The 20,999-nt window shown below is 75.2% G+C and carries 20 protein-coding genes; 14 read left to right on the forward strand and 6 right to left on the reverse strand.

The features are described 5' to 3' along the window. Positions 1-301: 301 nt before the first annotated feature. Positions 302-1,315 (forward strand): zinc ribbon domain-containing protein, encoded by a 1,014-nt coding sequence (locus Sya03_RS15300; RefSeq protein ID WP_203938969.1) that lies wholly within the window; start codon positions 302-304, stop codon positions 1,313-1,315. A gap of 60 nt (positions 1,316-1,375) precedes the next feature. Here Sya03_RS15300 and Sya03_RS15305 read toward each other — a convergent pair whose 3' ends face one another. From Sya03_RS15305 to Sya03_RS15315, 3 genes are read right to left on the reverse strand one after another with little or no spacing between them, the layout of a single operon-like run. After that, positions 1,376-1,864, reverse strand: coding sequence for a hypothetical protein (locus Sya03_RS15305; RefSeq protein ID WP_203938970.1), 489 nt, complete (start codon positions 1,862-1,864; stop codon positions 1,376-1,378). Next, the gene (locus Sya03_RS15310; protein ID WP_203938971.1) at positions 1,861-2,067 is read right to left on the reverse strand and encodes a hypothetical protein; all 207 of its coding nucleotides are present in this window, start codon (positions 2,065-2,067) and stop codon (positions 1,861-1,863) included. Before Sya03_RS15310 ends, Sya03_RS15305 begins: the two co-directional genes overlap by 4 nt. Before the next feature lie 34 nt (positions 2,068-2,101). Beyond that, positions 2,102-4,801 (reverse strand): choice-of-anchor D domain-containing protein, encoded by a 2,700-nt coding sequence (locus Sya03_RS15315; RefSeq protein WP_203938972.1) that lies wholly within the window; start codon positions 4,799-4,801, stop codon positions 2,102-2,104. A gap of 213 nt (positions 4,802-5,014) precedes the next feature. Here Sya03_RS15315 and Sya03_RS15320 point away from each other — a divergent pair, with 213 nt between their 5' ends. Beyond that, a complete protein-coding gene (locus tag Sya03_RS15320) occupies positions 5,015-6,271 on the forward strand; it encodes a COG1470 family protein (RefSeq protein ID WP_203938973.1) in 1,257 nt (418 codons plus the stop codon). A 59-nt stretch (positions 6,272-6,330) separates the two neighbouring features. Here Sya03_RS15320 and Sya03_RS15325 read toward each other — a convergent pair whose 3' ends face one another. Together Sya03_RS15325 and Sya03_RS15330 are read right to left on the reverse strand one after the other, a co-directional pair. Beyond that, complete coding sequence (locus tag Sya03_RS15325) at positions 6,331-6,951, reverse strand: response regulator transcription factor (RefSeq protein ID WP_203938974.1); 621 nt, start codon at positions 6,949-6,951, stop codon at positions 6,331-6,333. Positions 6,952-7,221: 270 nt separating this feature from the next. Continuing rightward, a complete protein-coding gene (locus tag Sya03_RS15330) occupies positions 7,222-7,563 on the reverse strand; it encodes an STAS domain-containing protein (protein ID WP_203938975.1) in 342 nt (113 codons plus the stop codon). Between the two features lie 504 nt (positions 7,564-8,067). Between Sya03_RS15330 and ssd the strand changes: the two genes are divergently transcribed. From ssd to Sya03_RS15375, 9 genes are all read left to right on the forward strand, one after another. Continuing rightward, complete coding sequence (gene ssd, locus Sya03_RS15335) at positions 8,068-9,159, forward strand: septum site-determining protein Ssd (protein WP_203938976.1); 1,092 nt, start codon at positions 8,068-8,070, stop codon at positions 9,157-9,159. A gap of 383 nt (positions 9,160-9,542) precedes the next feature. Continuing rightward, positions 9,543-10,778, forward strand: coding sequence for a TadA family conjugal transfer-associated ATPase (locus tag Sya03_RS15340; RefSeq protein WP_203938985.1), 1,236 nt, complete (start codon positions 9,543-9,545; stop codon positions 10,776-10,778). After that, on the forward strand, positions 10,775-11,524 hold the full coding sequence (locus Sya03_RS15345; RefSeq protein WP_239107543.1) for a type II secretion system F family protein: 750 nt from the start codon (positions 10,775-10,777) through the stop codon (positions 11,522-11,524). The genes Sya03_RS15340 and Sya03_RS15345 overlap by 4 nt, the downstream gene beginning before the upstream one ends. Continuing rightward, positions 11,488-12,219, forward strand: a complete 732-nt coding sequence (locus Sya03_RS15350) for a type II secretion system F family protein (protein WP_203938987.1) — start codon at positions 11,488-11,490, stop codon at positions 12,217-12,219. The genes Sya03_RS15345 and Sya03_RS15350 overlap by 37 nt, the downstream gene beginning before the upstream one ends. Before the next feature lie 23 nt (positions 12,220-12,242). After that, the gene (locus Sya03_RS15355; RefSeq protein WP_203938977.1) at positions 12,243-12,410 is read left to right on the forward strand and encodes a DUF4244 domain-containing protein; all 168 of its coding nucleotides are present in this window, start codon (positions 12,243-12,245) and stop codon (positions 12,408-12,410) included. Beyond that, positions 12,407-12,787, forward strand: coding sequence for a TadE family type IV pilus minor pilin (locus Sya03_RS15360; protein ID WP_203938978.1), 381 nt, complete (start codon positions 12,407-12,409; stop codon positions 12,785-12,787). The genes Sya03_RS15355 and Sya03_RS15360 overlap by 4 nt, the downstream gene beginning before the upstream one ends. Then, the gene (locus tag Sya03_RS15365) at positions 12,784-13,155 is read left to right on the forward strand and encodes an Rv3654c family TadE-like protein (RefSeq protein ID WP_239107545.1); all 372 of its coding nucleotides are present in this window, start codon (positions 12,784-12,786) and stop codon (positions 13,153-13,155) included. Before Sya03_RS15360 ends, Sya03_RS15365 begins: the two co-directional genes overlap by 4 nt. A 208-nt stretch (positions 13,156-13,363) precedes the next feature. Further along, on the forward strand, positions 13,364-14,233 hold the full coding sequence (locus tag Sya03_RS15370; protein ID WP_203938979.1) for a hypothetical protein: 870 nt from the start codon (positions 13,364-13,366) through the stop codon (positions 14,231-14,233). Positions 14,234-14,381: 148 nt separating this feature from the next. Beyond that, the gene (locus tag Sya03_RS15375; RefSeq protein WP_203938980.1) at positions 14,382-14,951 is read left to right on the forward strand and encodes a hypothetical protein; all 570 of its coding nucleotides are present in this window, start codon (positions 14,382-14,384) and stop codon (positions 14,949-14,951) included. A 67-nt stretch (positions 14,952-15,018) separates the two neighbouring features. On the opposite strand, the gene sftH is transcribed toward Sya03_RS15375, so the two are convergent. Continuing rightward, positions 15,019-17,409: a DEAD/DEAH box helicase gene (sftH, locus tag Sya03_RS15380; protein ID WP_203938981.1), complete on the reverse strand. Its 2,391-nt coding sequence runs from the start codon at positions 17,407-17,409 to the stop codon at positions 15,019-15,021. Positions 17,410-17,539: 130 nt separating this feature from the next. Between sftH and Sya03_RS15385 the strand changes: the two genes are divergently transcribed. From Sya03_RS15385 to Sya03_RS15395, 3 genes are all read left to right on the forward strand, one after another. Next, positions 17,540-17,908 carry an STAS domain-containing protein gene (locus tag Sya03_RS15385; protein ID WP_203938982.1) on the forward strand — a complete coding sequence of 123 codons (369 nt, stop codon included), beginning with the start codon at positions 17,540-17,542 and terminating at the stop codon, positions 17,906-17,908. Further along, on the forward strand, positions 17,905-18,345 hold the full coding sequence (locus Sya03_RS15390) for an ATP-binding protein (protein WP_203938983.1): 441 nt from the start codon (positions 17,905-17,907) through the stop codon (positions 18,343-18,345). Before Sya03_RS15385 ends, Sya03_RS15390 begins: the two co-directional genes overlap by 4 nt. Positions 18,346-18,587: 242 nt before the next feature. Next, a complete protein-coding gene (locus Sya03_RS15395) occupies positions 18,588-20,951 on the forward strand; it encodes a sodium-translocating pyrophosphatase (protein ID WP_203938984.1) in 2,364 nt (787 codons plus the stop codon). Positions 20,952-20,999 lie beyond the last annotated feature (48 nt).

Here is a 20,999-nt window from a genome sequence, read left to right on the forward strand (position 1 = left end):
GGTGCCGCCGCCTCCACCGCCGGGCGGGCGTCCCGCGGTGCCGCCGCCTCCACCGCCGGGCGGGCGTCCCGCGGTGCCGCCGCCTCCGCCGCCGCCGGGCGCCGGTGCCGGGGCCGGGGCCGGGGCTGCTTCGGCGGCGGGTGGGCGGCCCGCCGTGCCGCCGCCACCGCCTCCGCCGCCCGGTGCGGGTGGGCGTCCGGCGGTGCCGCCGCCTCCGCCTCCGCCGCCGGGTGGGCGGCCCGCCGTGCCGCCGCCTCCGCCGCCGCGCGGGAACGGCGCCGGTCCCGCCCCGGGCGGTGCTGTGGCGCCGGGCGCCCCGATCGGTGCGGGGGCCCCTGGCGGCGTACTCCAGCAGAACCCGGCGGCGCTCGTCGCCCCCGAGACCACCCCCGCCGCGGCGCCGCAGCCGCGGGCGGCGGCCGCGCCCGCGCGGACCGCGGCCGGGCCCGCCGCGGGCGGCGAGCCCGACGTCGTCGCGCCGCAGGACCGGCCGCAGGCCCGCCGGGCCGTGCCCAAGAGCGCGCCGAGCCGCCGGCTGGAGGAGGGCGACCTCGTCTGCGGCGAGTGCGGCGAGGGCAACCTGCCCACCCGGCGGTTCTGCAGCCGCTGCGGCGACTCGCTCGCCCACGCCGAGGCCGTCCGGCCGAGGTGGTGGAAGCGGATCCTGCCGCGGCGCAAGCCGCGCCGGGCCGAGGTCGCCGCGCCCGCCGCCGACGGCAAGCCCGAACGGGTGCAGCGCCGCCAGCACCGCCGGTCGGTCTGGCCGGTCATCCGGCGCAGCCTGGCCGTCCTCATCCTCGTGTGCGGCCTGCTCTACGCGGCGTTCCCGCAGGTGCGCTCGTTCGTGGACCCGCGCGTCAAGGCGGGCCGCGCCTGGGTGCAGAGCGCGCTGTTCCCGGACTACGCGCCGGTGCGCGCCGTCACCGCCACCGGCCCGGTGTCGGACCGCAAGCACCCGCCGGTGATGGCGGCCGACGGGTTCACGAACACCTGGTGGTCCGCGCCCGTCGCCAAGCAGAAGATGATCGAGCTGAAGTTCCAGGAGCCCGTCGAGCCGAAGCGCACCCTGATCCGCGGCGGCATCGTCGGCGACCTGCGCGGCAGCCAGCGCCCGCGCACCCTGCACCTGGTGTGGCCCACCGGCAGGACGCAGGACCTGGTGCTCAAGGACCACACCGACGGGCAGGAGTTCGACCTCGACAGCGGCGGCCCCGTCACCTCCGTGCAGGTGTGGGTGCAGGACACCTACCAGAACGTCGAGAGCAAGAACGTCGCCATCACCGAGATCGAGCTGTGGTCGGAGAAGAAGGACTGACCGCGCGCGAGAAGGAGCCCCCCGCCGGGACCGTGGCGGGGGGCTCCTTCGTCGGGGGGTTCAGCTGGCCGAGTACTGGCCGTCGCCGAACAGCACGAAGTCCCACTGGACGCTGTGCGTGTTGACCAGGCTGCTGACCGAGCCGCTCACCGTCAGCGGCAGGCGCGCGACCGGGGCGGTCTCGGTGCCGCCGTTGGTGGGGTTGTGGACGTGGACCTGCACGTCCACGGTGAACCCCCACAGCACCGTGCACCGCGGCACGTACAGGTAGCAGTTCGGGATGTACGCGCCGCCGCCGCGGTGCCGGGCGCCGAACTCCCAGCGCAGGTCGAACGAGATGTCGACGACCTCGACGCCGAACCCGTTCTCCTGCCGCAGCCGCCACACCAGGCTGTTCGGGCCCTGCGCGCCGGTCAGCGAGTGCAGCGGGTCGGCGATGCCGGCCGGGACGGCGTTGCAGGTGTTGCTGGCCAGGCTCGCCGACGGCTTGCCCGACTCGATGACGTGCCAGGCGGCGCTGGCGACGTTCGCGATGCCGTCGTCGCTCATGCGTACGCCTCCCCGTCGCCCGCCTGCTCGGGCACGTCGACCATGGCGATCTGCTCGTGCTCGATGCCGGTCTCCAGCTCACCGTTGAAGAAGTACGTCTCGAGGTACTCCCTCTCCTCGTCGGACCACTGGGCCGGGTCGCTGGGGAACGGGGTGCCGTCGCCGCGCAACGGCACCCCTTCCGCGTTGATGTGCTGCGTCATGGGGACGCTCCTCTCGAAAGGCCGGTGCCGGCCGTCAGTTCCGGAAGATGAAGTCGGGCGGCTGGAGGGAGCCGCGGGTGACGAGCAGCTCCGCCTCCGCCTCCAGGGGTGCGGCCAGGCCGGCGGCCGTGGCGGTGGCGAGCATCGGCCGCAGGCCCGTCTCGACGTGCGCCATGACGACGAACGGGGTGCTGAACGAGCCGTCCGCGGCGGCCTTGACGGTGAGGTCGGCGGGCAGGCCCCGGAACCCGAGCCGCACCGTGCCGCCCGGCGGGAAGTTCGCGCCGTTGAGCCGGATGACGTCGCCGGACTTGACGACGGTGGGCGACGGCGTGAGCGTGGGCGCCGAGCCCGCGCCGGTCAGCGGGACGGTGTGGCTGAGCGTGGCGCTGTGGTCGACGCGCAGCACGGCGGGCCGGTCGCCGACGCCCCGGGGCTGGTGCCGCACGTCGATGCGGCAGGTGGCGTCCACGGCCACGACCCGGTTGCGGCAGGTGTCGGCGGTGATCCGGTAGTCGCCGGGGTTCGCCCCGGCCAGCGTGACCGCGCCGATGGTGAGCGGCCCGTCGCCGGTGTTGGTGACGGTGACCGGCCTGACCGGGCTCTGGTGCAGGACGGCCCGGGCGCCGAAGTCGAGGCCAGCGGGCAGGGCGGTGAAGCCCCCGGTGGGCGCGGGCGCGCCCACGCCGGTGACGACGATGTCGAGCGGGGCGCCGCGCACCGGCACCAGCCGCACGGTGGCCGTGCGGGGGCCGACGGCGGTGGGCTGGAACCGCACCGACACGACGCACTGGCCGGTCACGTGCAGCACCTGCGCGGTGCACGTCTCGGCGGGGAACACCGCGAAGTCGGTCGCGTGCGCGCCCTCGACGACGATCTCGGCGACCGCGAGCGGGCCGAACCCGGTGTGCCGCACGGGCACGTCCGCCAGCGCCGACGAGCCCAGCGGCACGGTGCCCAGGTCGACCGGCTCGGCGGCCAGGGCCGGCTCGAAGCGGCGCAGGAACACGTCGGCGCTCTTGTTGGCGTCGCCCGCGACCAGGTCGGTGGCCTCGGAGGCGAACGCCACCGCGGAGCCGTCCGCGGTCAGCACGGGCATCACGCTGTGGCCGTCGCCCTCGCAGGTCTCGCCGGCGCCGCACTCCTCGCGCAGGCTCGCCGACACCAGCTCGCCGGGCAGCCGCGGCAGGTCCGCCTCGGCCCGGGCCGCGTCCACCACCAGGTCGCGGACCACCACGTCGCAGTGCGAGGGGGACGGCACCCGCCGGTCGCTGTCGCGGTCGGACAGGCACCGGTCCAGCTCGTCGCGCGCCGTGTCGACGCCGTTGTGGGTGCCCAGCGACGGCGTGGCGAACGCCAGGTACCGGCCGTCGGCGGAGAACGCGGGGTAGCCGCCGAGGGCCGCCCTGCCGGCGGTGGTGCGGGACGCGACCTCGGTCGGCAGCGCCACGCCGTCGCCGGTCAGCACGCCGTCGTCGTCGGCGTCCCGGTCGTAGGCGCGCACCACCGGCGCGTCGCGGTCGGCGCGGTCCACGTAGGCGTACCGGCTGCCGTCGCCGGACAGCGCCGGCTGGCCCGCCTCCCGGGCGAAGCCGGGCAGCGGGGTGCCGTCGGCGGCCACGTCGAGGCGCACGAACGACTCGGTGCCGATCTCGTGGTCGAACACGGCCGACCGGGTCGCGAAGCGCTCCGGGTCGGCGTCCTCGTAGCGAGCGACGAACGCGACGTGCCCGCCGCCGGCGGCCAGCGTCGAGTCGGCGTAGTGGTCGACGGTGTACCGGCGGCCGTCGACGGTGAGCGCCCCGGGGGCCTCGACGACGGTGTGGTCCTCGGGCAGCGGCCGGCGCAACCGCCCGGCGTCGTCGGTGCTGAGGCTGACCAGCTCGATCCAGCCGGTCCAGTAGTCGCCGAACGTGTCGTCGACCGGCTCCTCGGGATCGACGGGGCCGCTGGGGCTCGGGCTCGGGCTGGGGCTGAACGTCGGGCTGGGGGTGTTGCTGCCGCCCGGGTCCGGGGTGTTGCTGCCGCCGGGGCCGGGGGTGTTGTTGCCGCCCGGGTCCGGGGTCGCCGCGGCCGCCGGGGCGTTCGGGGCCTTGCGGGCCGCCGCGGCGTTAGGGGCCGAGCTCAGCAGGCCGATCGTGCCCTGCGGGACCTCGTAGGAGACCAGCGAGCCGTCCGCCGAGATGTGCGGGTTGACCGGGTCGTAGTCGCTGCCGCTGACCACCGTGTGCGCGCACCCGTCGCCGAAGGTCCCGTCGCCGTCCGGGTCGCGGTCGCACACGACGATGCGGCGGCCGCGCGGGGCGTCCGCCGGGATGTTCGTGGCGTCGGTCCAGAAGGCGATGTACCGGCCGTCCCCCGAGATCGACGGCAGGGCGCTCGTGCCGACCGCCGTCCCGCCCACGCCGTGCGACACCAGCCGGGTGCGGCCGTTCACGGTGTCGCGCACGTACACGTCCAGGTCGCCGCGCCGGTCGCCGTCGTCGTCCGCCGGGTCCAGCGGCGCCGTCGTGCTGAACGCCACCCAGCGGCCGTCCGCCGACACCGACGGGTCGTAACTGGAGCCCGGCAGCCCCTCGCCCGCGTCGGTCACCGACACCCGGACCGTCGCGCCCGGCGACACCGCCGCCAGCGACGAGGTCGGGAACGCCGAGTACCCGGCGACGAGCCCGCCCACGACGGCGGAGACGACGAGGCCGGAGGCCCACACCCTGCGCTTGTGACGCCCTTGCACGGCCGCTCCCGGGACTGGTGCCGCGCGCGGACGGCACGACGGTGGAGGACATCACCGTAGGAACCCCCGCGCACGCGTACGACGATCGGCGGGGCGTCCGCCGGGGTGCCGCGGACTGCCCTTTCGGGCCGTGCCGGAAGCCCGGGCGGGTACCCCTGCGCGCGTACCGCGCCCGCCGCGCGACGCCCACACTCACCCTCCATGGGAGTGTCAGTGGCATGGGGTACGAGCGAGCTCACCGTCGTACCCGGTGAAGAGGCCGTCCTCACGGCCACCGTGCGCAACACCGGCCAGGTCATCGACCAGGTCACGTGCGCCGTCGTCGGTGCGGCCGCGCCGTGGACCGTGGTCGAGCCGGCCGTGCTCAACCTCTACCCCGGCGACAGCGCCGAGGTGCGGGTGCACTTCCGGCCGCCCCGGGCCGCCGAGCCCGCCGCGGGCCCGGTGCCGTTCGGCTTCAAGGCGCTGTCCCTCGAGGACCCCGAGGGGTCGGTCGTCGAGGAGGGCGTCGTCGACGTCGCGCCGTTCAGCGACCTGCGCGTCACGCTGGTGCCGCAGATCTCGCGCGGCGCCCGCAAGGGCAAGCACCGCGTCGACATCGCCAACCTGGGCAACGTCGCCGTCGGCACCGAGATCGAGGGCGTCGACCAGGACGACGCGCTGACGTTCACCGTCTCCCGGTCCGCCTCCGTCGTCGGCCCCGGCCTCGTGCACCGGGTCCGGCTGGCCGCCGTGCCGCGCGAGAAGTTCTGGACCGGCGCCCAGCGCCAGCGGCCCTTCGACATCGTGGTCATGCCCGACCGCGGCGAGGCCGTCACCTCGTCCGCCACCTTCGAGCAGGACCCTGTCGTGCCCCGCTGGGCGCTCGGCGTGGCGGTGGCGGTGATCGCGCTGGCCGTCGTCGGCGCCGGGCTGTGGCTGGCCGTGCTCAAGCCGGCGGTGCAGTCCGCCGCGACCGAGGCGGCGAAGGTCGAGTCGTCGAAGGCCGCCGAGAAGGTCAAGAACGACACCGCGGCGCAGCTCGCCGCCGGCGGCGGCGCCGGCCCGGGCGGCGGCGGCCCCGGCGGCGACGTGACGCCGTCGCCGTCGAAGAAGCCGACCCCCGACCCGTCGGCCGCCAAGGCGCTGACCAAGGCCGTCGACTACCGGATCTCCGCCGCCGGGCAGGTGCGGGCCAGCGGGTTCAGCGAGTTCTTCGACGCCAAGCAGCCGCAGAAGCCGCTCGACGTCAGCGACATCGTCCTGCAGAACCCGGTCGGCGACGTCGGCCTGCTGGAGATCCGCCGCGGCGACGAGACCCTGCTGACCTGGAGCCTGGAGACCCACCGCATCCAGGACCAGCACTTCAGCGTCCCGCTGCACTTCAACAAGGGTCAGCGGCTCACCATCGCCGTCCGGTGCCAGAACCCGGCGCCCGCCAAGAAGAAGTGCAGCGCCGCCGTCACGGTCAGCGGCCGGACGACCCCCTGAACGACAACGGCTCGGCGCGGGCCCCATACCCGCGCCGAGCCGCCGATGTCAGACCGTCGTCAGATCAGACCCTGGCGCAACGCGTACGCCACGGCGTGCGACCGGTTCTTCAACTGCAACCGGGTCGTCACGTCGTGCAGCACACTCTTGATCGTGCGCTGCGAGTAGGACAGCTTCGTCGCGATCTCCGCGGTGTCCAGCCCGTCGGCGACGAGCCGCAGCACCTCGATCTCCCGGTCCGCCAGCCCGGTGAAGCTCAGCCCCCGCGGCGACAGCACCTGCCGCTGGAGCCGGCCCACCTGGTCCATCAGTCGGTTCACCAGATCGGGCGGCACCGCCGCCTCACCGGCGGCCGCCGAGCGGATCGCCGCGATGAGCCGGTCCGGCGTGGCGTCGCACCGGCGCACCATGCCGGCCACCCCCGCCTCGACCGACGCCACCAGCGCCGAGTCGTCCAGCTCCGCGACCACCAGCACGACCTGGCTGCCCTGCTGACGCAGCAGGCGGATGACCCGCAGCGCCCCCTGGGTGACCTGATCCCCGATCACCAGGCAGACCCGCGCCTCGAGAGCCTCCGCCCCCTCGACGACGAGCACCTCCGGCCGGGGCCGCAGCTGACTCGCGACCCCCGCGCGCGAGATCGGGTCGTCCGCGTGGATGTACGTCTTGATCCGTTCCATTTCTCGTCCTTCCCCCATACAACACCGCGCCCGCAGTGGCATGGCAGGCGAAAGGGTGACCGGAAGGGCTCATCGAGGACTCAACAGGGACTCAACAAGCATTGCCGCACGAGTGATCCCCTATTGCGGCAGGGCTCTGAGCTGCGCAAACGTCCAGCTGTCGCGTATCGACAACTGTCTCGACGCGTTGCCGACACCGATCCGTTCGGTTTCCGTTGCTCGGCTGAACGGACGATCCGGCCCTCCGGAATCGTCTGATGAATAGCGAGCTCAGATAGCGATGTCCGACTCGTCGGCCACACCCAGGCCGAAGAGTTCACACAGCCCCGTGACCGCCAGAACGCGCTGAAAACCGGGGCTCGCATTCACCACCGAGAAGGCCATGTCGGCGTCGACCGCCGCGCGGTAGCCCGTGATCAGGGCGCCGAGGCCGGTGGAGTCGATGAAGGCGGCCTGCTGCAGGTCGACCCGGATCGCGACCGGCTGCCCGTCCGACACCGCGTCCTCGATGCACTTCGCCACGTCTTCGGCGTTCGTGAAATCGACCTCGCCCGCAACCACGACGACGGCCGTGCCGTCATCGGTCAACGTGCGCCGGATCGCGGTCTCCATACCCACCCTCATCGGTAAATCTCCCGGACAAGATACCCGGACCCGGCTCCGCCCACACGTCCGCGCAACCCGCCGCGTCGGTTTGCGGGGGTTGCTTAGCAGATCACGGCGGGGGTGGGCCGGGTCATCCACAGCGAGCGGCCATCCACAGGCTCGGGGCCGCTGCCGGGCACGCGACCGACCCAGCCCGCCACAGTGACCGGGCCAACGGCGCCCGGCTCCATCGGTCCTGACCCTTCCCCCTCATTTCCTGCTGCCCTCTCGCCTCGCTGTCGTCCGCTACCTCGCCGTTCCCGCTACCTCGCCGTTCCCCCCGCTGCCGCCTTCCCGCTACCTCGCCGTTCCCGCCGCTGCCGCCTTCCCGCTTACCTCGCCCTTCCCGCTGCCTCGCCCCCTGCTCGCTGCGCCCGTCCGCCACCTCGCCCTTCCTGCCACCTCGGCCTTTCCGCCGCCTCGCCCCCCGTTCCCTTTCTGCCGCTTCTCCCTTCCCGCCGGAGTGCTGTGATGCCTGCCCGTCCGACCGTCCGTCCCGCGCCGCACCGCCCGCTCGTCGTCACCGCCGACCCCGGGCTGCTCGACGAGCTGCTGCGCCTCGCCGCCGCCGCGGGCACCGAGGTCGACGTGGCCGCCGACCCTGTCGCCGCCCGCGCCCGCTGGGCCACCGCCCCGCACGTGTTGATCGCCGCCGACCAGGCGGAACCGTGCCTGCGCGCCCGCCTGCCCCGCCGCCCCCGCGTCGTGCTGGTCGGCGGCCCGGGCGTGCCGTGGGAGGCCGCCGAACAGCTCGGCGCCGAACACGTCGCCGAGCTGCCCCTCGCCGAGCCGTGGCTCGTCGACCGCCTGGCCACGCCCCACGACCCGGGCGCCGACGCGAGCGTCCTCGCGGTCGTCGGGGGCCGCGGGGGAGCGGGCGCCAGCGTCCTGGCCGGCGCCCTCGCCGTCACCGCCGCCCGCGCCGGCCGGCGCACCCTCCTGGTGGACGCCGATCCGCTCGGCGGCGGCCTCGACCTGCTGCTCGGCTGGGAGCAGGTGGACGGCCTCCGCTGGCCCGCCCTGACCGCCACCCGCGGCCGCGTCGACCCGCCGGCCCTCATCCGCGCCCTGCCGAACCAGGGCGACCTCGTGCTGCTCTGCTTCTCCCGCGACGAACTCCTGCCGGTCCCGGCCGAGGCGATGGCCGCCACCCTGGACGCCGCCCGCCGCGGCCGCGACGTGGTCGTCATCGACCTGCCGCGCCACCTCGACGACGCCGCCGCCCTGGCCCTCCAGGCCGCCGACCGCACCCTGCTCGTCGTCCCCGCCGAACTGCGCGCGGTCGCCGCGGCCGCCCGCGTCGCCGCCACCGTGGCCCCGCACTGCGCGGACGTGTCCGTGGTCGTGCGCGGCCCCGCTCCCGGCAGGCTCAAGGCGCGGGAGGTGTCCCGCGCCCTCGGCCTGCCCCTGGCGGGCACCCTGCGCCCGGAACCGGCCGTCTGCCAGGGTCTGGAACGCGGCGAGGCCCCGGCCGCCGACGGCCGCGGCCCCCTCGCCGACCTGTGCCGCCGCGTCCTGGACGACCTGACGGCGGGCCACCGCGGCGCGGAGTCGGCGGCATGAGTCCCACCCCGTCGTGGCCGGGACCGGTCGCGGCCCGCCTGTGGGGTGAGGAGTCCCCGGCCGCCGTTTCGCCGCCGCCGGATCGTCGCTCGGGTTCTTCCACCGGCGGTCCGCCTGTGCAGGACGTCGTCCCCGGCCTCGGCCTTCGGCCCCACGCCGGCTCGCTCGCGCTCGGCGGTCCCCGGTCGGCCGCGATGCCTGCGGCGGCCGACCTACCGCTGCCGGCGGCGTACTCCGAGGCAGGCAGCCGGCGGTCCGCCGCCGCGCCGACCGCCGCCGCGCCGACCGCCGCCGCGCCGACCGCCGCCGCACCGACCGCCGCCGCGCGGTCCACCGCCGCGCCGACCGCCATCGGGCTGCCGCTGCCGGCGGGATCCACGTTGCTGCCCGCGGGATCCACCTCGCTGGCCGAGCGGGTGCGGCGCCGGATCGCCGAGGACGGCCGTCCCGCCACCGCGGCCGCGGTGGTCGGCGCGCTGCGGGCCGAGCCCGACGCGGCTGTCCTCGGTGACGCGACCGTGCTGCGCCTGGCCGACCGCGTCCACGCCGACCTGGTCGGCGCCGGCCCGCTCGCCCCGCTGCTCGCCGACCCGGCCGTCACCGACATCCTCGTCAACGGCACCGACGTGTGGATCGACCGCGGCGCCGGCCTGCACCGCGCCCACGTGGGCCTGGGCACCACCGACGACGTGCGTCGCCTCGCCCAGCGCCTCGCCGCGGCCTGCGGCCGCCGCCTCGACGACGGCTGCCCGTACGCCGATGCACGCCTCCCCGACGGCACCCGCCTGCACGCCGTCCTGCCGCCCGTGGGCGCCGGCGGCCCGTATCTGTCGTTGCGGACCTTCCGGAGCCGCCCGTTCACCCTCGCCGACCTGGTCCCGGACGGCCCTGTCGCCGAGCTGCTGGCGGCCGTCGTCCGTGCCCGGCTCGCCTATCTGGTGACCGGCGGCACCGGCAGCGGCAAGACCACCCTGCTGGGTGCGCTGCTGGCCCTGGTCCCGCCGACGGAACGCATCGTGCTCGTCGAGGACGCCGCCGAGCTGCGGCCCGACCACCCGCACGTCGTCACACTCCAGGCCCGCACGCCGAACGTCGAAGGCTCGGGCGCCGTCGCCCTGCCCGACCTGGTCCGCCAGGCGCTGCGTATGCGCCCGGACCGCCTCGTCGTCGGGGAGTGCCGCGGCGCCGAGGTCGTCGATCTGCTGGGCGCCCTGAACACCGGCCACGAGGGCGGCGCCGGCACCCTGCACGCGAACGCCCCGGCCGACGTCCCCGCCCGTCTCGAAGCGCTCGGTTTACTGGGCGGCCTGCCGCGCGCGGCGCTGCACGCCCAGGTCCTGGCGGCCCTCCAGGTGGTGCTCCACCTGCGCCGCACCGCCGCGGGCCGCGTCCTGGACTCCGTGTCGGTGCTGCTGCCGACGGGCCCGGAGCGGCTGGCTACGGTGGTCCCGGCCTGGCATCACGCCCGGGGGCCGGGCCCGGCCGCCACGGCATTGGCCCAGTTGCTGACCTCACGCGACGTCGAGCCACCCGCGGCTCTCGGCGGCACCGCTCCGCCGCCGCTGCACCTGCATGGCGGCCCCGCGCCCGGGCGCCGCAGCCCGGCGGGTGCGCCGTGACCGCCGAGGTCGTGCTGGCCGCGGCGGCACTGGTCGCCGGTGCCGTCGTAGTGATCTGGCCGGCGCGCAGCCGCCTGCCGTCGGCGGAGGGCGTCCCCAAGATGTGGTCGGTCCTGCCCCGCGCGGCGGCATGGCGGCGGCATCCGCGCTGGGCCACGCTGGCGGCCGCCGTCGCGGGGGCGGCGGGCGGCGGCCTGGCCGCCGGCCCGGTCCTGGCCGCGGTCGCCGCCGGCTACGCGGCGCTGGCCGCGCGGGCCGCCCTGCGCCACGCGCGGGCCCGCGCCGAAGCCGCCGCCCGCGCCCGCGCGCTGGACACCCTCGGCGCGGTCGCCGCCGAGTTGCGCGCCGGCCTGCCGCCGGCGGCCGTGCTGCCGGACCCGGAAGACCCCACCGCATCGGGTACGGGCGACGACCGGTTCCACCACCTGACCGGGGCGGTCTGGCACCTCGCCGAGCAGACCGGCGCTCCCGCCGCCGACCTGGTCGAACGCATCGAGGCCGACGCGCGCGCCGCCGACCGCGCCCGCGCTACGGCGGCCGCCCAGGGTGCGGGTGCCCAGGCGACGGCGGTGCTGCTGGCCGCCCTGCCGCTCGGCGGCATCGTCCTCGGCTACCTGATCGGCGCCGACCCGCTCGCCGTGCTGCTGCACACGCCGATCGGCGCGGCGTGCGCCCTCGGCGCGCTCGGGCTGCAGACGGCGGGTCTGGCCTGGTCGGATCGGCTGGCCCGGGCGGGGCTGCCGTGATCGCCGCGGGCCTGCTGGTGGTGGCGGGCGCCCTGCTGCTGTGGCCCCGGCGCTCCCGGCGCGGCGACGGCCTCGACCGGCTGCGTACGCCCGACCGGTCGCCCCCGCGCGACCTGCGTCGGCTGAGCGCGGTGCCGGTCGGCGTCGCGGTGGTCCTGGTCGTGGACGGGTGGTGGGGCGTGCCGGCCGGCGTGGTCGCCGCCGTCGTCCTCGACCGCCTGGTCCGCCGCCTCGAACCGGCCGCCCTGCGGGAGGAACGCCGCCGCATCGAAGCGGACCTGCCCCTGGCGGCGGACCTGCTCGCCGCCGCCCTGCGCGCGGGCGCGCCCGTCGACCGGGCGGCCGCCGCGGTGGCCGACGCCCTCGGCGGCCCGCTCGGCGACCGGCTGCACCGGGTCGCCCGGGTGCTGCGGATGGGCGGCGACCCGGCGGAGGCCTGGTCCTACCTGGACGCCCCCGGCGGCGGCCGGATCGTGGCGGCTGCGGTGCGCTCGGCGGCCAGCGGTGGCGCGCTGGCGGGCGCGCTCGGCCGCGTCGCCGACGACCTGCGCGCCGACCGGGCCGTCGCCGCGGAGGCGGCCGTGCGGCGGGCCGGCGTCCTCATGGTGCTGCCGCTCGGGCTGTGTTTCCTGCCCGCCTTCGTGCTCGCCGGCCTGGTGCCGGTGGTGGTCGCCGTTCTCGGCGACGTCCTGTAGATCAAGTTCCGGAAAGGACCAGCATGCGCAAGTTGATCGCCCGGCTCTCCGACGACGCCGGCATGAACACCGCCGAGTACGCGGTGGGCACGCTCGCCGCGGTGGCGTTCGCGGGCATCCTGCTCAAGGTCGTGACGAGCGGCCCCGTGACGGCGGCCCTCAGCGCCGTGATCGACCGGGCGCTCGGGTGACCGCGCGCCGGCGGCCCGACCGGCGTCCCGGCCGCGACCGGGGTTCCTTCACCGCGGAACTGGCGGCCGGGCTGCCGGCGCTCACGCTCCTGCTGCTGGCAGGCCTGACCGCGGTCACGGCGGTCACCACCCACCTGCAGTGCGTCGACGCGGCCCGCGAGGGCGCCCTGGCCGCCGGCCGCGGGGACGGCGGCGCGGCGGCCGCGCACCGGATCGCCCCGCCGGGCGCGACGGTCGCGGAAGGCGGGGGCGGCGACACGGTGACGATGAGCGTCCGCGCCCCGGTGAAGGTCCTGGGCGCCCGCCTGCCGCGGATCACCGTCGACGCCGCGGCCACCGCCGCCCGGGAACCCGACGGCGCCGGGACCGTCCCGTGATCGCGGTGCGCGGGCGGGAGAAGGACCGCGGCGCGGCGTCGGTGTGGGTGCTCGGCGTCGGGCTGGCCCTGGTGGTGCTGGCGTTGGCGCTGGCCGGCGCCGGTGCCGCGCGGGTGGCGAGGCACGAGGCCCGGACGGCGGCCGACTTCGGGGCGCTGGCCGGCGCCATGCGCGCGATCGAGGGCGAGGCGGCGGCGTGCGCCCGGGCGGCGGAACTCGTCACCGCCAACGGCGCCCGCCTGGCCGCCTGCCGCCTGGAGGGGCTGGACGTCGTCGTGGCGGCGGAGGTGCCGGTGACACCGTTGCCCGGCCTGTCCCGCGTGGCGGAGGCGGCGTCACGCGCGGGACCGATCGGGGTGGGCGGCTGAGGCGTGGACCCTCCGCAGAAAGCGTGTGAAACGGGCGTAAGGCGCACTAATGGATTAATACCTTCAGGGCCCGGCGCTGGCTGGGAAGCGCCGCCGGGAACCGGGTCGTGGCCCCGGAAACGGCCGCGTTCCCGATGATCGGGCGGACGTCAGATGCGGCAGACTTCATCCCGTTCGGGCAGTAAGTCCGAATAGCCCGAGTCTCGTCGTGGAGGACGCAGTGCGCACGCCCGTCATGGTCAACGACCGCCGGCCCGGTCGGTCGCGCCGCATGCTGGCCCACGCCGGCGTGCTGGGCGCGGTCACCGTGCTCGGCTCGGTCGGCCTGGGCGGCGCGGCGCTCGCGAACTCGTCGGGCTGGCAGCACCGGGCACAGGTCACGATCCGCGTGGAGCTGTACGTGCCGCCGCCCGCATCCACCACGACGGACACCCCGACGACCTGCCCGCAGCGGCCCACGGACCAGGGCGGCAACCCGGCCCCTTCGGGCCGCGGTACGGCAGGGCGGAACGCCGATGCCGGCGATGACCGCACAGCGGCAGCGACCGGCACCGGCACCACCGCCGGTGGGACGGGTGCGGCGGCGCCGGAGGGCATAGGCGCCTCCACGGCCGGGCCGGGAAACACAGCCAAGGCCCGGCCGGGAAGCACAGCCCAGGCGGGGCGGGGAAGCGCTGCCAAGGGGTGCTCTGGGGCCGCCGACGGCGGGGCCGAGGGCAGCGGCGACCAGGTGACCACTCCTCACCTGGTCGCCGGTGAGGCGGGCGCCGACCCGGCGACGGCCACCATTCAGGGCACCGACTCGGCCACGCCTGAGCCCACACCGGATCCCACCCCGGACCCGGCCGGGAAGCCGAAAGCGGACAAGCAGGCCAAGGAACCGCCTGGCGAGCCGGCCGACAAGCCGGCTGCCGACGTGCCCCCCAAGGCGACGCTCAGGCCGACCGGAGAGCCGGCCATCACGTCGAAGACCAGGAAGACCGCCCCAAGGGGTCAGTCCGCCGCGTCCGAACAGGACGGCGCGACCGAACCCGACGGCACGTCAACTCCCGATGCCTCCACCGAGCCGGCCGGGTAGCGGGTCACCACCCCGCAGCAGTCACGCACCGCCAGCAAGACCGGCAGCAGCCGACCGAGGCTCCTGTCGGACCAACCGCCCCGTACCGCGCCGATCCGCCAAGACCACGCGGCACGGGGAACGCAGCAATTATCGTAGGAGCAACGAAGTGAACCTGAACAAGAAGCGCACCGCCGTCCTCTCGGGTGTCGCCGCGATCGGTGTCGCCGTCGCCGGCACGGTGGCGTGGGCCGCCTTCACCAACTCTCAGACGGCCTCGGCGGGCGCGGTTCAGTCGGAGACGTACCAGCCGCTGACCGTGTCGGGCGAGTTCCTCGGCCGGACCGGCGCGCACAGCTCGAAGGCGCTGCTGCCGGGGGACACCGGCGACGTCCGGCTGACGCTGACGAACCCGGCTGGGAACTCCGTGAACGGCAAGGTCGTTTCGATCCGCGCGGAGCAGGTGAACCCGCACGAGGTGACCGGTGGAGCGACGTGGGAGGCCAAGCAGGGCTGTGCCGCCGCGGTGCAGCTGAGCGACATCTCGACGGCGAACGGCAACACGGTCATCCTCGCCGCCGGTTCCACGCAGCCGCTCACGCTCGTGAAGGCGCTCAAGCTGGCCGACGGTGCGACGCTGGCATGCTCCGGCATGACCTTCCCGCTGAACTACACGGTGACCTTCGAGGCCACGCGCGACGGGGCGGTGCTCCCCGCCAACAGCACGATCACGAGCTGACGCATACCCAGCTTTACCGGGGAGAAGATATGGCCGCGCCTGCGGGAGGGCGCGGCCATCACCCGTCTCAGCGCCCCGCGGGCAGGTGCGCCAGCACCACGTCCAGCACCGTGACCGCGCGCGCCTTGTCCAGCGGATTGTTGCCGTTGCCGCACTTAGGAGACTGCACGCAGCTCGGGCACCCCTGCTCGCACCCGCACGACGCGATCGCCTCCCGTGTCGCCGTCAGCCACGCCGAGGCGGTGCCGTACGCCCGCTCCGCGAAGCCGGCGCCGCCGGGGTGGCCGTCGTACACGAAGACCGTGGGGGTGTCGGTGTCGGCGTGGCAGGCGGTGGACAGGCCGCCGATGTCCCAGCGGTCGCAGGTGGCCATCAGCGGCAGCAGGCCGATGGCGGCGTGTTCGGCGGCGTGCAGGGCGCCGGGGATGTCGGCGGCGGTGACGCCGGCGGCTTCCAGGGTCTTGGGGGAGACCGTGAACCAGACGGCGGCGGTGCGCAGTTCGCGGGGCGGCAGGTCGAGGGGGCGGGTGTCGATGATCTCGCCGGAGCCCATGCGGCGGCGCTGGTACGACACGACCTGGTTGGTGACGTCGACCTCGCCGAAGAACAGGCCGACCGGCCCGGCGTCCACATACGACCGTACCGACGCCACCGACAGGTTCGTGACGTCGCGGGCGTGGGTGGTCCAGTCGGGTTCCTCGGCGTGGACGAGGGCGACGCCGTCGTCGAGGTCGAGGGTGTCGACCACGAAGGACACGCCCTGGTGCAGGTAGACGGCGCCGGTGTGGAGCATGACGTGGGCGGAGCCGGGGTCCACTGTGCCCAATAGCCGGCCGGTCGACGTCTCGACCACGGCGAGGGGTTCGCCGCCGGTGCCGCGGATGTCGACGTCGGGGCGGCCGCGGTGGGTCCAGTACCAGCCGCTGGGGCGTTCGCGCAGCGCGCCGGACTCGACCAGCGACGCCACCACCGGGCGGGCCGCCGGGCCGAACAGGTCGAGGTCCTCGTGGGTCAGCGGGGCTTCCGCGGCGGCGCAGCACAGTTGCGGGCCGAGGACGTACGGGTTCGCCGGGTCCAGGACCGTGGCCTCGACCGGGCGGCCGAACAGGGCTTCCGGGTGGTGCACGAGGTAGGTGTCCAGCGGGTCGTCGCGGGCGACGAGCACGGCCAGGGCGGAGTCGCCGGAGCGGCCCGCGCGGCCGGCCTGCTGCCACAGTGACGCGCGGGTGCCGGGGTAGCCGCAGATCAGCACCGCGTCGAGGCCGACGAGGTCGACGCCGAGTTCGAGGGCGTTGGTCGAGGCGAGGCCGAGCAGGGTGCCGTCGAGCAGGGAGCGTTCGATGGCGCGGCGTTCCTCGCGCAGGTACCCGGCCCGGTACGCCGCCACCCGGGCGCCGAGGCCGGGGGCCACCTCGTCGAGGGACCGCCGGGCCGTCGTCGCCACGACCTCCGCGCCGCGCCGGCTGCGGACGAAGGCGAGGGTACGGGTGCCGGAGACCACCGCGTCGGCCAGGAGATCCGCGGTCTCCCGGAGCGCCGACCGGCGCACCTGAAGGAGTGGTTCGTCCAGGGTGTCGGGAAGGGCGCCGGAGCCCGGGGACGGGCAGTCGGGCGCCCGCGGCGACGGCACCGGCGGGGCGGCGGCCGGCGGGGGCGGGAGCAGCGGCGGTTCCCACAGGGCGAACGTCAGGCCGCCGCGGGGCGAGGCGTCCTCCGTCACCGCCGTCACGTCGAGGCCGGTGAGGCGGGACGCGGCGTCCGCCGGGTCGCCGGAGGTGGCCGAGGCCAGCACGAACGTCGGCGACGTGCCGTAGCGGGCGGCGGTGCGGCGCAGCCGGCGCAGGACGTGGGCGACGTGCGAGCCGAAGACGCCGCGGTAGGTGTGGCACTCGTCCACTACCACGTACGCGAGGCGGCGCCAGAACGTGCCCCACGCCGCGTGACCGGGCAGCAGCGAACGGTGCACCATGTCCGGGTTGGTCAGGACGAAGCGGCTGTGCTGCCGGATCCACTCGCGCTCGGCGCGCGGGGTGTCGCCGTCGTACGACGCCGGTCGTACCCCCTCGAGGCCGAACCGGGCGACGGCCCGCAGCTGGTCGGCGGCCAGCGCCTTGGTCGGGGCGAGGTAGAGCACGGTGGCGCGGGGGTCGGTGAGCAGCCGCGACAGGGCCGGCAGCTGGTACGCGAGGGACTTTCCGGACGCCGTGCCGGTGGCCACGACCACGTGCCGGCCGGCGTGGGCGAGCGCCGCGGCGTCCGCCTGGTGCCGCCACGGCGCCGGCACGCCCAGCGCCCTGACCAGCTCGGGCTGTGCCCAGGTCGGCCAGGGTGCCGTGACCCCGGGCCGCGCGGGTACGGTCTCCACGTGCGTGATCGACGCTGATGCCCGAGCCGACAGCAGCGTCAGCAGCGCGGCGGGGTCGCGCCGGTCGGATGCCGCTGTGGTCACGCACTGCATGCTGACACCCGGTTGGCGGTAACCCCAAACGGGTACGGCGGGCAGGGGACGTGCCCGACCGGGTGCGCGCCCATGGTTGGATGCCTGAGGAGATCCCCGGCCGAGGCCGGAATCCCGCGAGGAGGGACCGATGGAGCTGTCGCTGGCGACCCGCACCGTCGCCGAGCACACGGTGCTGGAGGTCGGCGGCGAGGTGGACGTCTACACCGCCCCTCGGCTGCGGGAACGGCTGATCGAACTGGTCGACTCGGGGGCGCGGGACGTGGTCGTCGACCTCGGCCGCGTCGACTTCCTCGACTCCACGGGCCTCGGTGTCCTGGTCGGGGCCCTGAAGCGGCTGCGCGCCGTGGGCGGCACGTTCAGCCTGGTCTGCGCGAAGGAACCGCTGCTCAAGATCTTCCGGATCACCGCGCTGGACCAGGTGTTCCCCATCCATCCGAGCGTCGAGGCCGCGACGGGGACGCCGGAGACGGGTGCCGGCCCCGGCCCCGCGGCGTGATGGCCACTGTTCGGTTGAGCTTCTCGCCGGCCCCGGTGCACGTGCGCACCGCCCGGCTGGTCGGCGTGGCCGTGGCCCGGCGCGCCGGGGTCGCCGAGACCCTGCTCGACGAGGTCCGGCTGGCCATAGGTGAGGCGTGCACCCGCGCGGTCGCCCTGCACCGGCAGTACGGGGTGCCCGACCCGGTGCTGGTGGAGATGTCGGACTCGACCTCGTACACGGTGCGGGTCATCGACCGCGCCCCCATCGAGGCGAGCGTCGGGCTGTCGGCGCTGCCGCCGGACGAGCTGGCCGACGAGTCCCTCACGGACGAGGCGCTGACCACCGGAGTCGGGTTCGCCCTGCTCGCGGGCTTTGTGGACGATCTGCAGGTGCGCCCCGTGGACGAGGGCATCGGCACCGAGGTCCGGATGGTGTGGCCGGTCGCGCGGCGCTGACCCGCGCGGGGTCGCGAAGCATACTCCACATTTCGCCCGCGTAACACGGCGAAGAAGATCACCGCGACACGGCCGGAGCCGGGTGTGAGTATCACCACCCCTGGCCGCTACAGTACGCGAGTCATCAGCTACTTCCCCCTGGTCCCGCGGCCGTGGGACCAGGCGTCGTTCCCCCGAACGGGGGAGGCACCCGCCGGTTCGTCCGCCGCGCGGGTGCGCGCACTCGCAACAGGAGGACATAGATGTCCGGGACCTCCACCCTCGCCGCAGCGGGCGAGGTGACCTTCTCCAGTTCCAACACGACATACGTGATCGTGGCGGCGGTCATCGCGCTCGTCGCGCTGGGCTTCGCCGCTGCCCTCGTCAAGTCGGTGCTGTCGACCGACAAGGGCACCGCCAACATGCAGGAGATCGCCGGGGCGGTGCAGGAGGGCGCCATGGCGTACCTGCTGCGCCAGTTCCGGACGCTCGCCATCTTCGTGGTCATCGCGGTCGTACTGCTGTTCCTGCTGCCGGTCCACGGCGACAGCGACAACGAGACCGCCGTGAAGATCGGCCGTTCGATCTTCTTCATCGTCGGCGCGGTGTTCTCGTCGTTCATCGGCGGCGCCGGCATGTGGCTCGCGACGCGGGCGAACCTGCGCGTGGCCGCGGCCGCCCGCGGCGGCGACGGCGCCCGTGAGCGCGCGATGGGCATCGCGTTCCGCACCGGCGGCGTGGTCGGCTTCCTCACCGTCGGCCTCGGCCTGGTCGGCGCGGCGCTGGTCGTGCTGATCTACCGCGGCGACGCCCCCACCGTGCTCGAGGGCTTCGGCTTCGGCGCGGCGCTGCTCGCCATGTTCATGCGGGTCGGCGGCGGCATCTTCACCAAGGCCGCCGACGTCGGCGCCGACCTGGTCGGCAAGGTCGAGCAGGGCATCCCCGAGGACGACGCCCGCAACCCCGCCACCATCGCGGACAACGTGGGCGACAACGTCGGCGACTGCGCCGGCATGGCGGCCGACCTGTTCGAGTCGTACGCGGTCACGCTCGTCGCGGCCCTCATCCTCGGCCGGCTCGCGTTCGGCGAGGACGGCCTGGTGTTCCCGCTGATCGTCTCGACGATCGGTGTCGTCATCGCCATCGTCGGCGTGTTCATCACCCGGCTGCGCGTCTCCGACCGCAACGGCCTCGTCGCGATCAACCGCGCCTTCTACATCTCGGCGCTGCTGTCCGCGGTCGTCGTGGCCGTCGTCTCGTGGATCTACCTGCCGTCGACCTTCGCCGGCTTCAACGACGACTCGATCAACGAGGGTGTCGCCGCGTCGGGCCGTGACCCGCGCATCGTCGCCATCGGCGCCGTCGTCATCGGCATCGTGCTGGCCGCCGCCATCCAGGCGCTGACCGGCTACTTCACCGAGACCGAGAAGCGCCCGGTGCAGGACATCGGCAAGTCGTCGGAGACCGGCGCCGCCACCGTCATCCTGGCCGGCATCAGCGTCGGCCTCGAGTCGGCGGTCTACTCGGCGCTGCTCATCGGCGCGGGCGTCTTCGGCGCCTTCCTGCTGGGCGGCTCGTCGATCACGCTGTCGCTGTTCGCGGTGGCGCTCGCCGGCACCGGCCTGCTCACCACGGTCGGCGTCATCGTCGCCATGGACACCTTCGGCCCGATCTCCGACAACGCGCAGGGCATCGCCGAGATGTCCGGCGACATCGACGAGCGCGGCGCCCGCACGCTGACCGAGCTCGACGCGGTCGGCAACACCACCAAGGCCATCACCAAGGGCATCGCGATCGCCACGGCCGTGCTGGCCGCGACCGCGCTGTTCGGGTCGTACACGGCCACCCTGGAGGACGCGCTCGTCGAGGCCGGCGACGCCGACCCCGCCGGCACCGTGCTCGACTGGCTGAACATCAGCAACCCGGCCAGCCTGGTCGGCCTGCTGATCGGCGCCGCGGTCGTCTTCCTGTTCTCCGGCCTGGCGATCAACGCGGTGGCGCGCTCCGCCGGCGCCGTCGTCATGGAGGTCCGCCGCCAGTTCCGCGAGTTCCCGGGCATCATGGACCGCACCCAGCGGCCCGAGTACGGCAAGGTCGTCGACATCTGCACCCGGGACGCGCAGCGCGAGCTGCTCACCCCCGGCCTGCTGGCGATCCTCGCCCCCATCGCCGTCGGCTTCGGCCTCGGCGCGGGCCCGCTCGCCGCGTACCTCGCCGGCGCGATCGGCGCGGGCACGCTCATGGCGGTCTTCCTGGCCAACTCGGGCGGCGCCTGGGACAACGCCAAGAAGCTCGTCGAGGACGGCGCGCACGGCGGCAAGGGCTCCGAGCAGCACGCCGCCACCGTCATCGGCGACACCGTCGGCGACCCGTTCAAGGACACCGCCGGCCCGGCGATCAACCCGCTGCTCAAGGTCATGAACCTGGTGTCGCTGCTGATCGCCCCGGCCGTCGTGGCCTGGAGCATCGGCAACGAGGAGAACGACGTCCTGCGCATCTCCGTCGCCGTCGTGGCGGCGCTGATCATCGTGGGCGCCGTCGTCTACAGCAAGCGCAAGCCGGTGTCGATGGGCGAGGACGCGCCGTCGCGTCCGTCGCAGGGCACCACCGCGAAGGTCAACGTCTGACCTGGTCGAGCACGCCCGGCGGGGCGCCCGGATTCGTCCGGGCGCCCC

The organism is Spirilliplanes yamanashiensis, assembly GCF_016863475.1.
GTDB classification, from domain to species: Bacteria; Actinomycetota; Actinomycetes; order Mycobacteriales; family Micromonosporaceae; genus Spirilliplanes; species Spirilliplanes yamanashiensis.

Coding starts and splice junctions, on each gene's coding strand:
- Sya03_RS15305 (WP_203938970.1), bottom strand. CDS start 1,864: ATGAGCGACGACGGCATCGCGAACGTCGCCAGCGCCGCCTGGCACGTC.
- Sya03_RS15310 (WP_203938971.1), bottom strand. CDS start 2,067: ATGACGCAGCACATCAACGCGGAAGGGGTGCCGTTGCGCGGCGACGGC.
- Sya03_RS15325 (WP_203938974.1), bottom strand. CDS start 6,951: ATGGAACGGATCAAGACGTACATCCACGCGGACGACCCGATCTCGCGC.
- Sya03_RS15330 (WP_203938975.1), bottom strand. CDS start 7,563: ATGGAGACCGCGATCCGGCGCACGTTGACCGATGACGGCACGGCCGTC.
- ssd (WP_203938976.1), top strand. CDS start 8,068: ATGCCTGCCCGTCCGACCGTCCGTCCCGCGCCGCACCGCCCGCTCGTC.
- Sya03_RS15355 (WP_203938977.1), top strand. CDS start 12,243: ATGCGCAAGTTGATCGCCCGGCTCTCCGACGACGCCGGCATGAACACC.
- sftH (WP_203938981.1), bottom strand. CDS start 17,409: ATGCAGTGCGTGACCACAGCGGCATCCGACCGGCGCGACCCCGCCGCG.
- Sya03_RS15385 (WP_203938982.1), top strand. CDS start 17,540: ATGGAGCTGTCGCTGGCGACCCGCACCGTCGCCGAGCACACGGTGCTG.
- Sya03_RS15395 (WP_203938984.1), top strand. CDS start 18,588: ATGTCCGGGACCTCCACCCTCGCCGCAGCGGGCGAGGTGACCTTCTCC.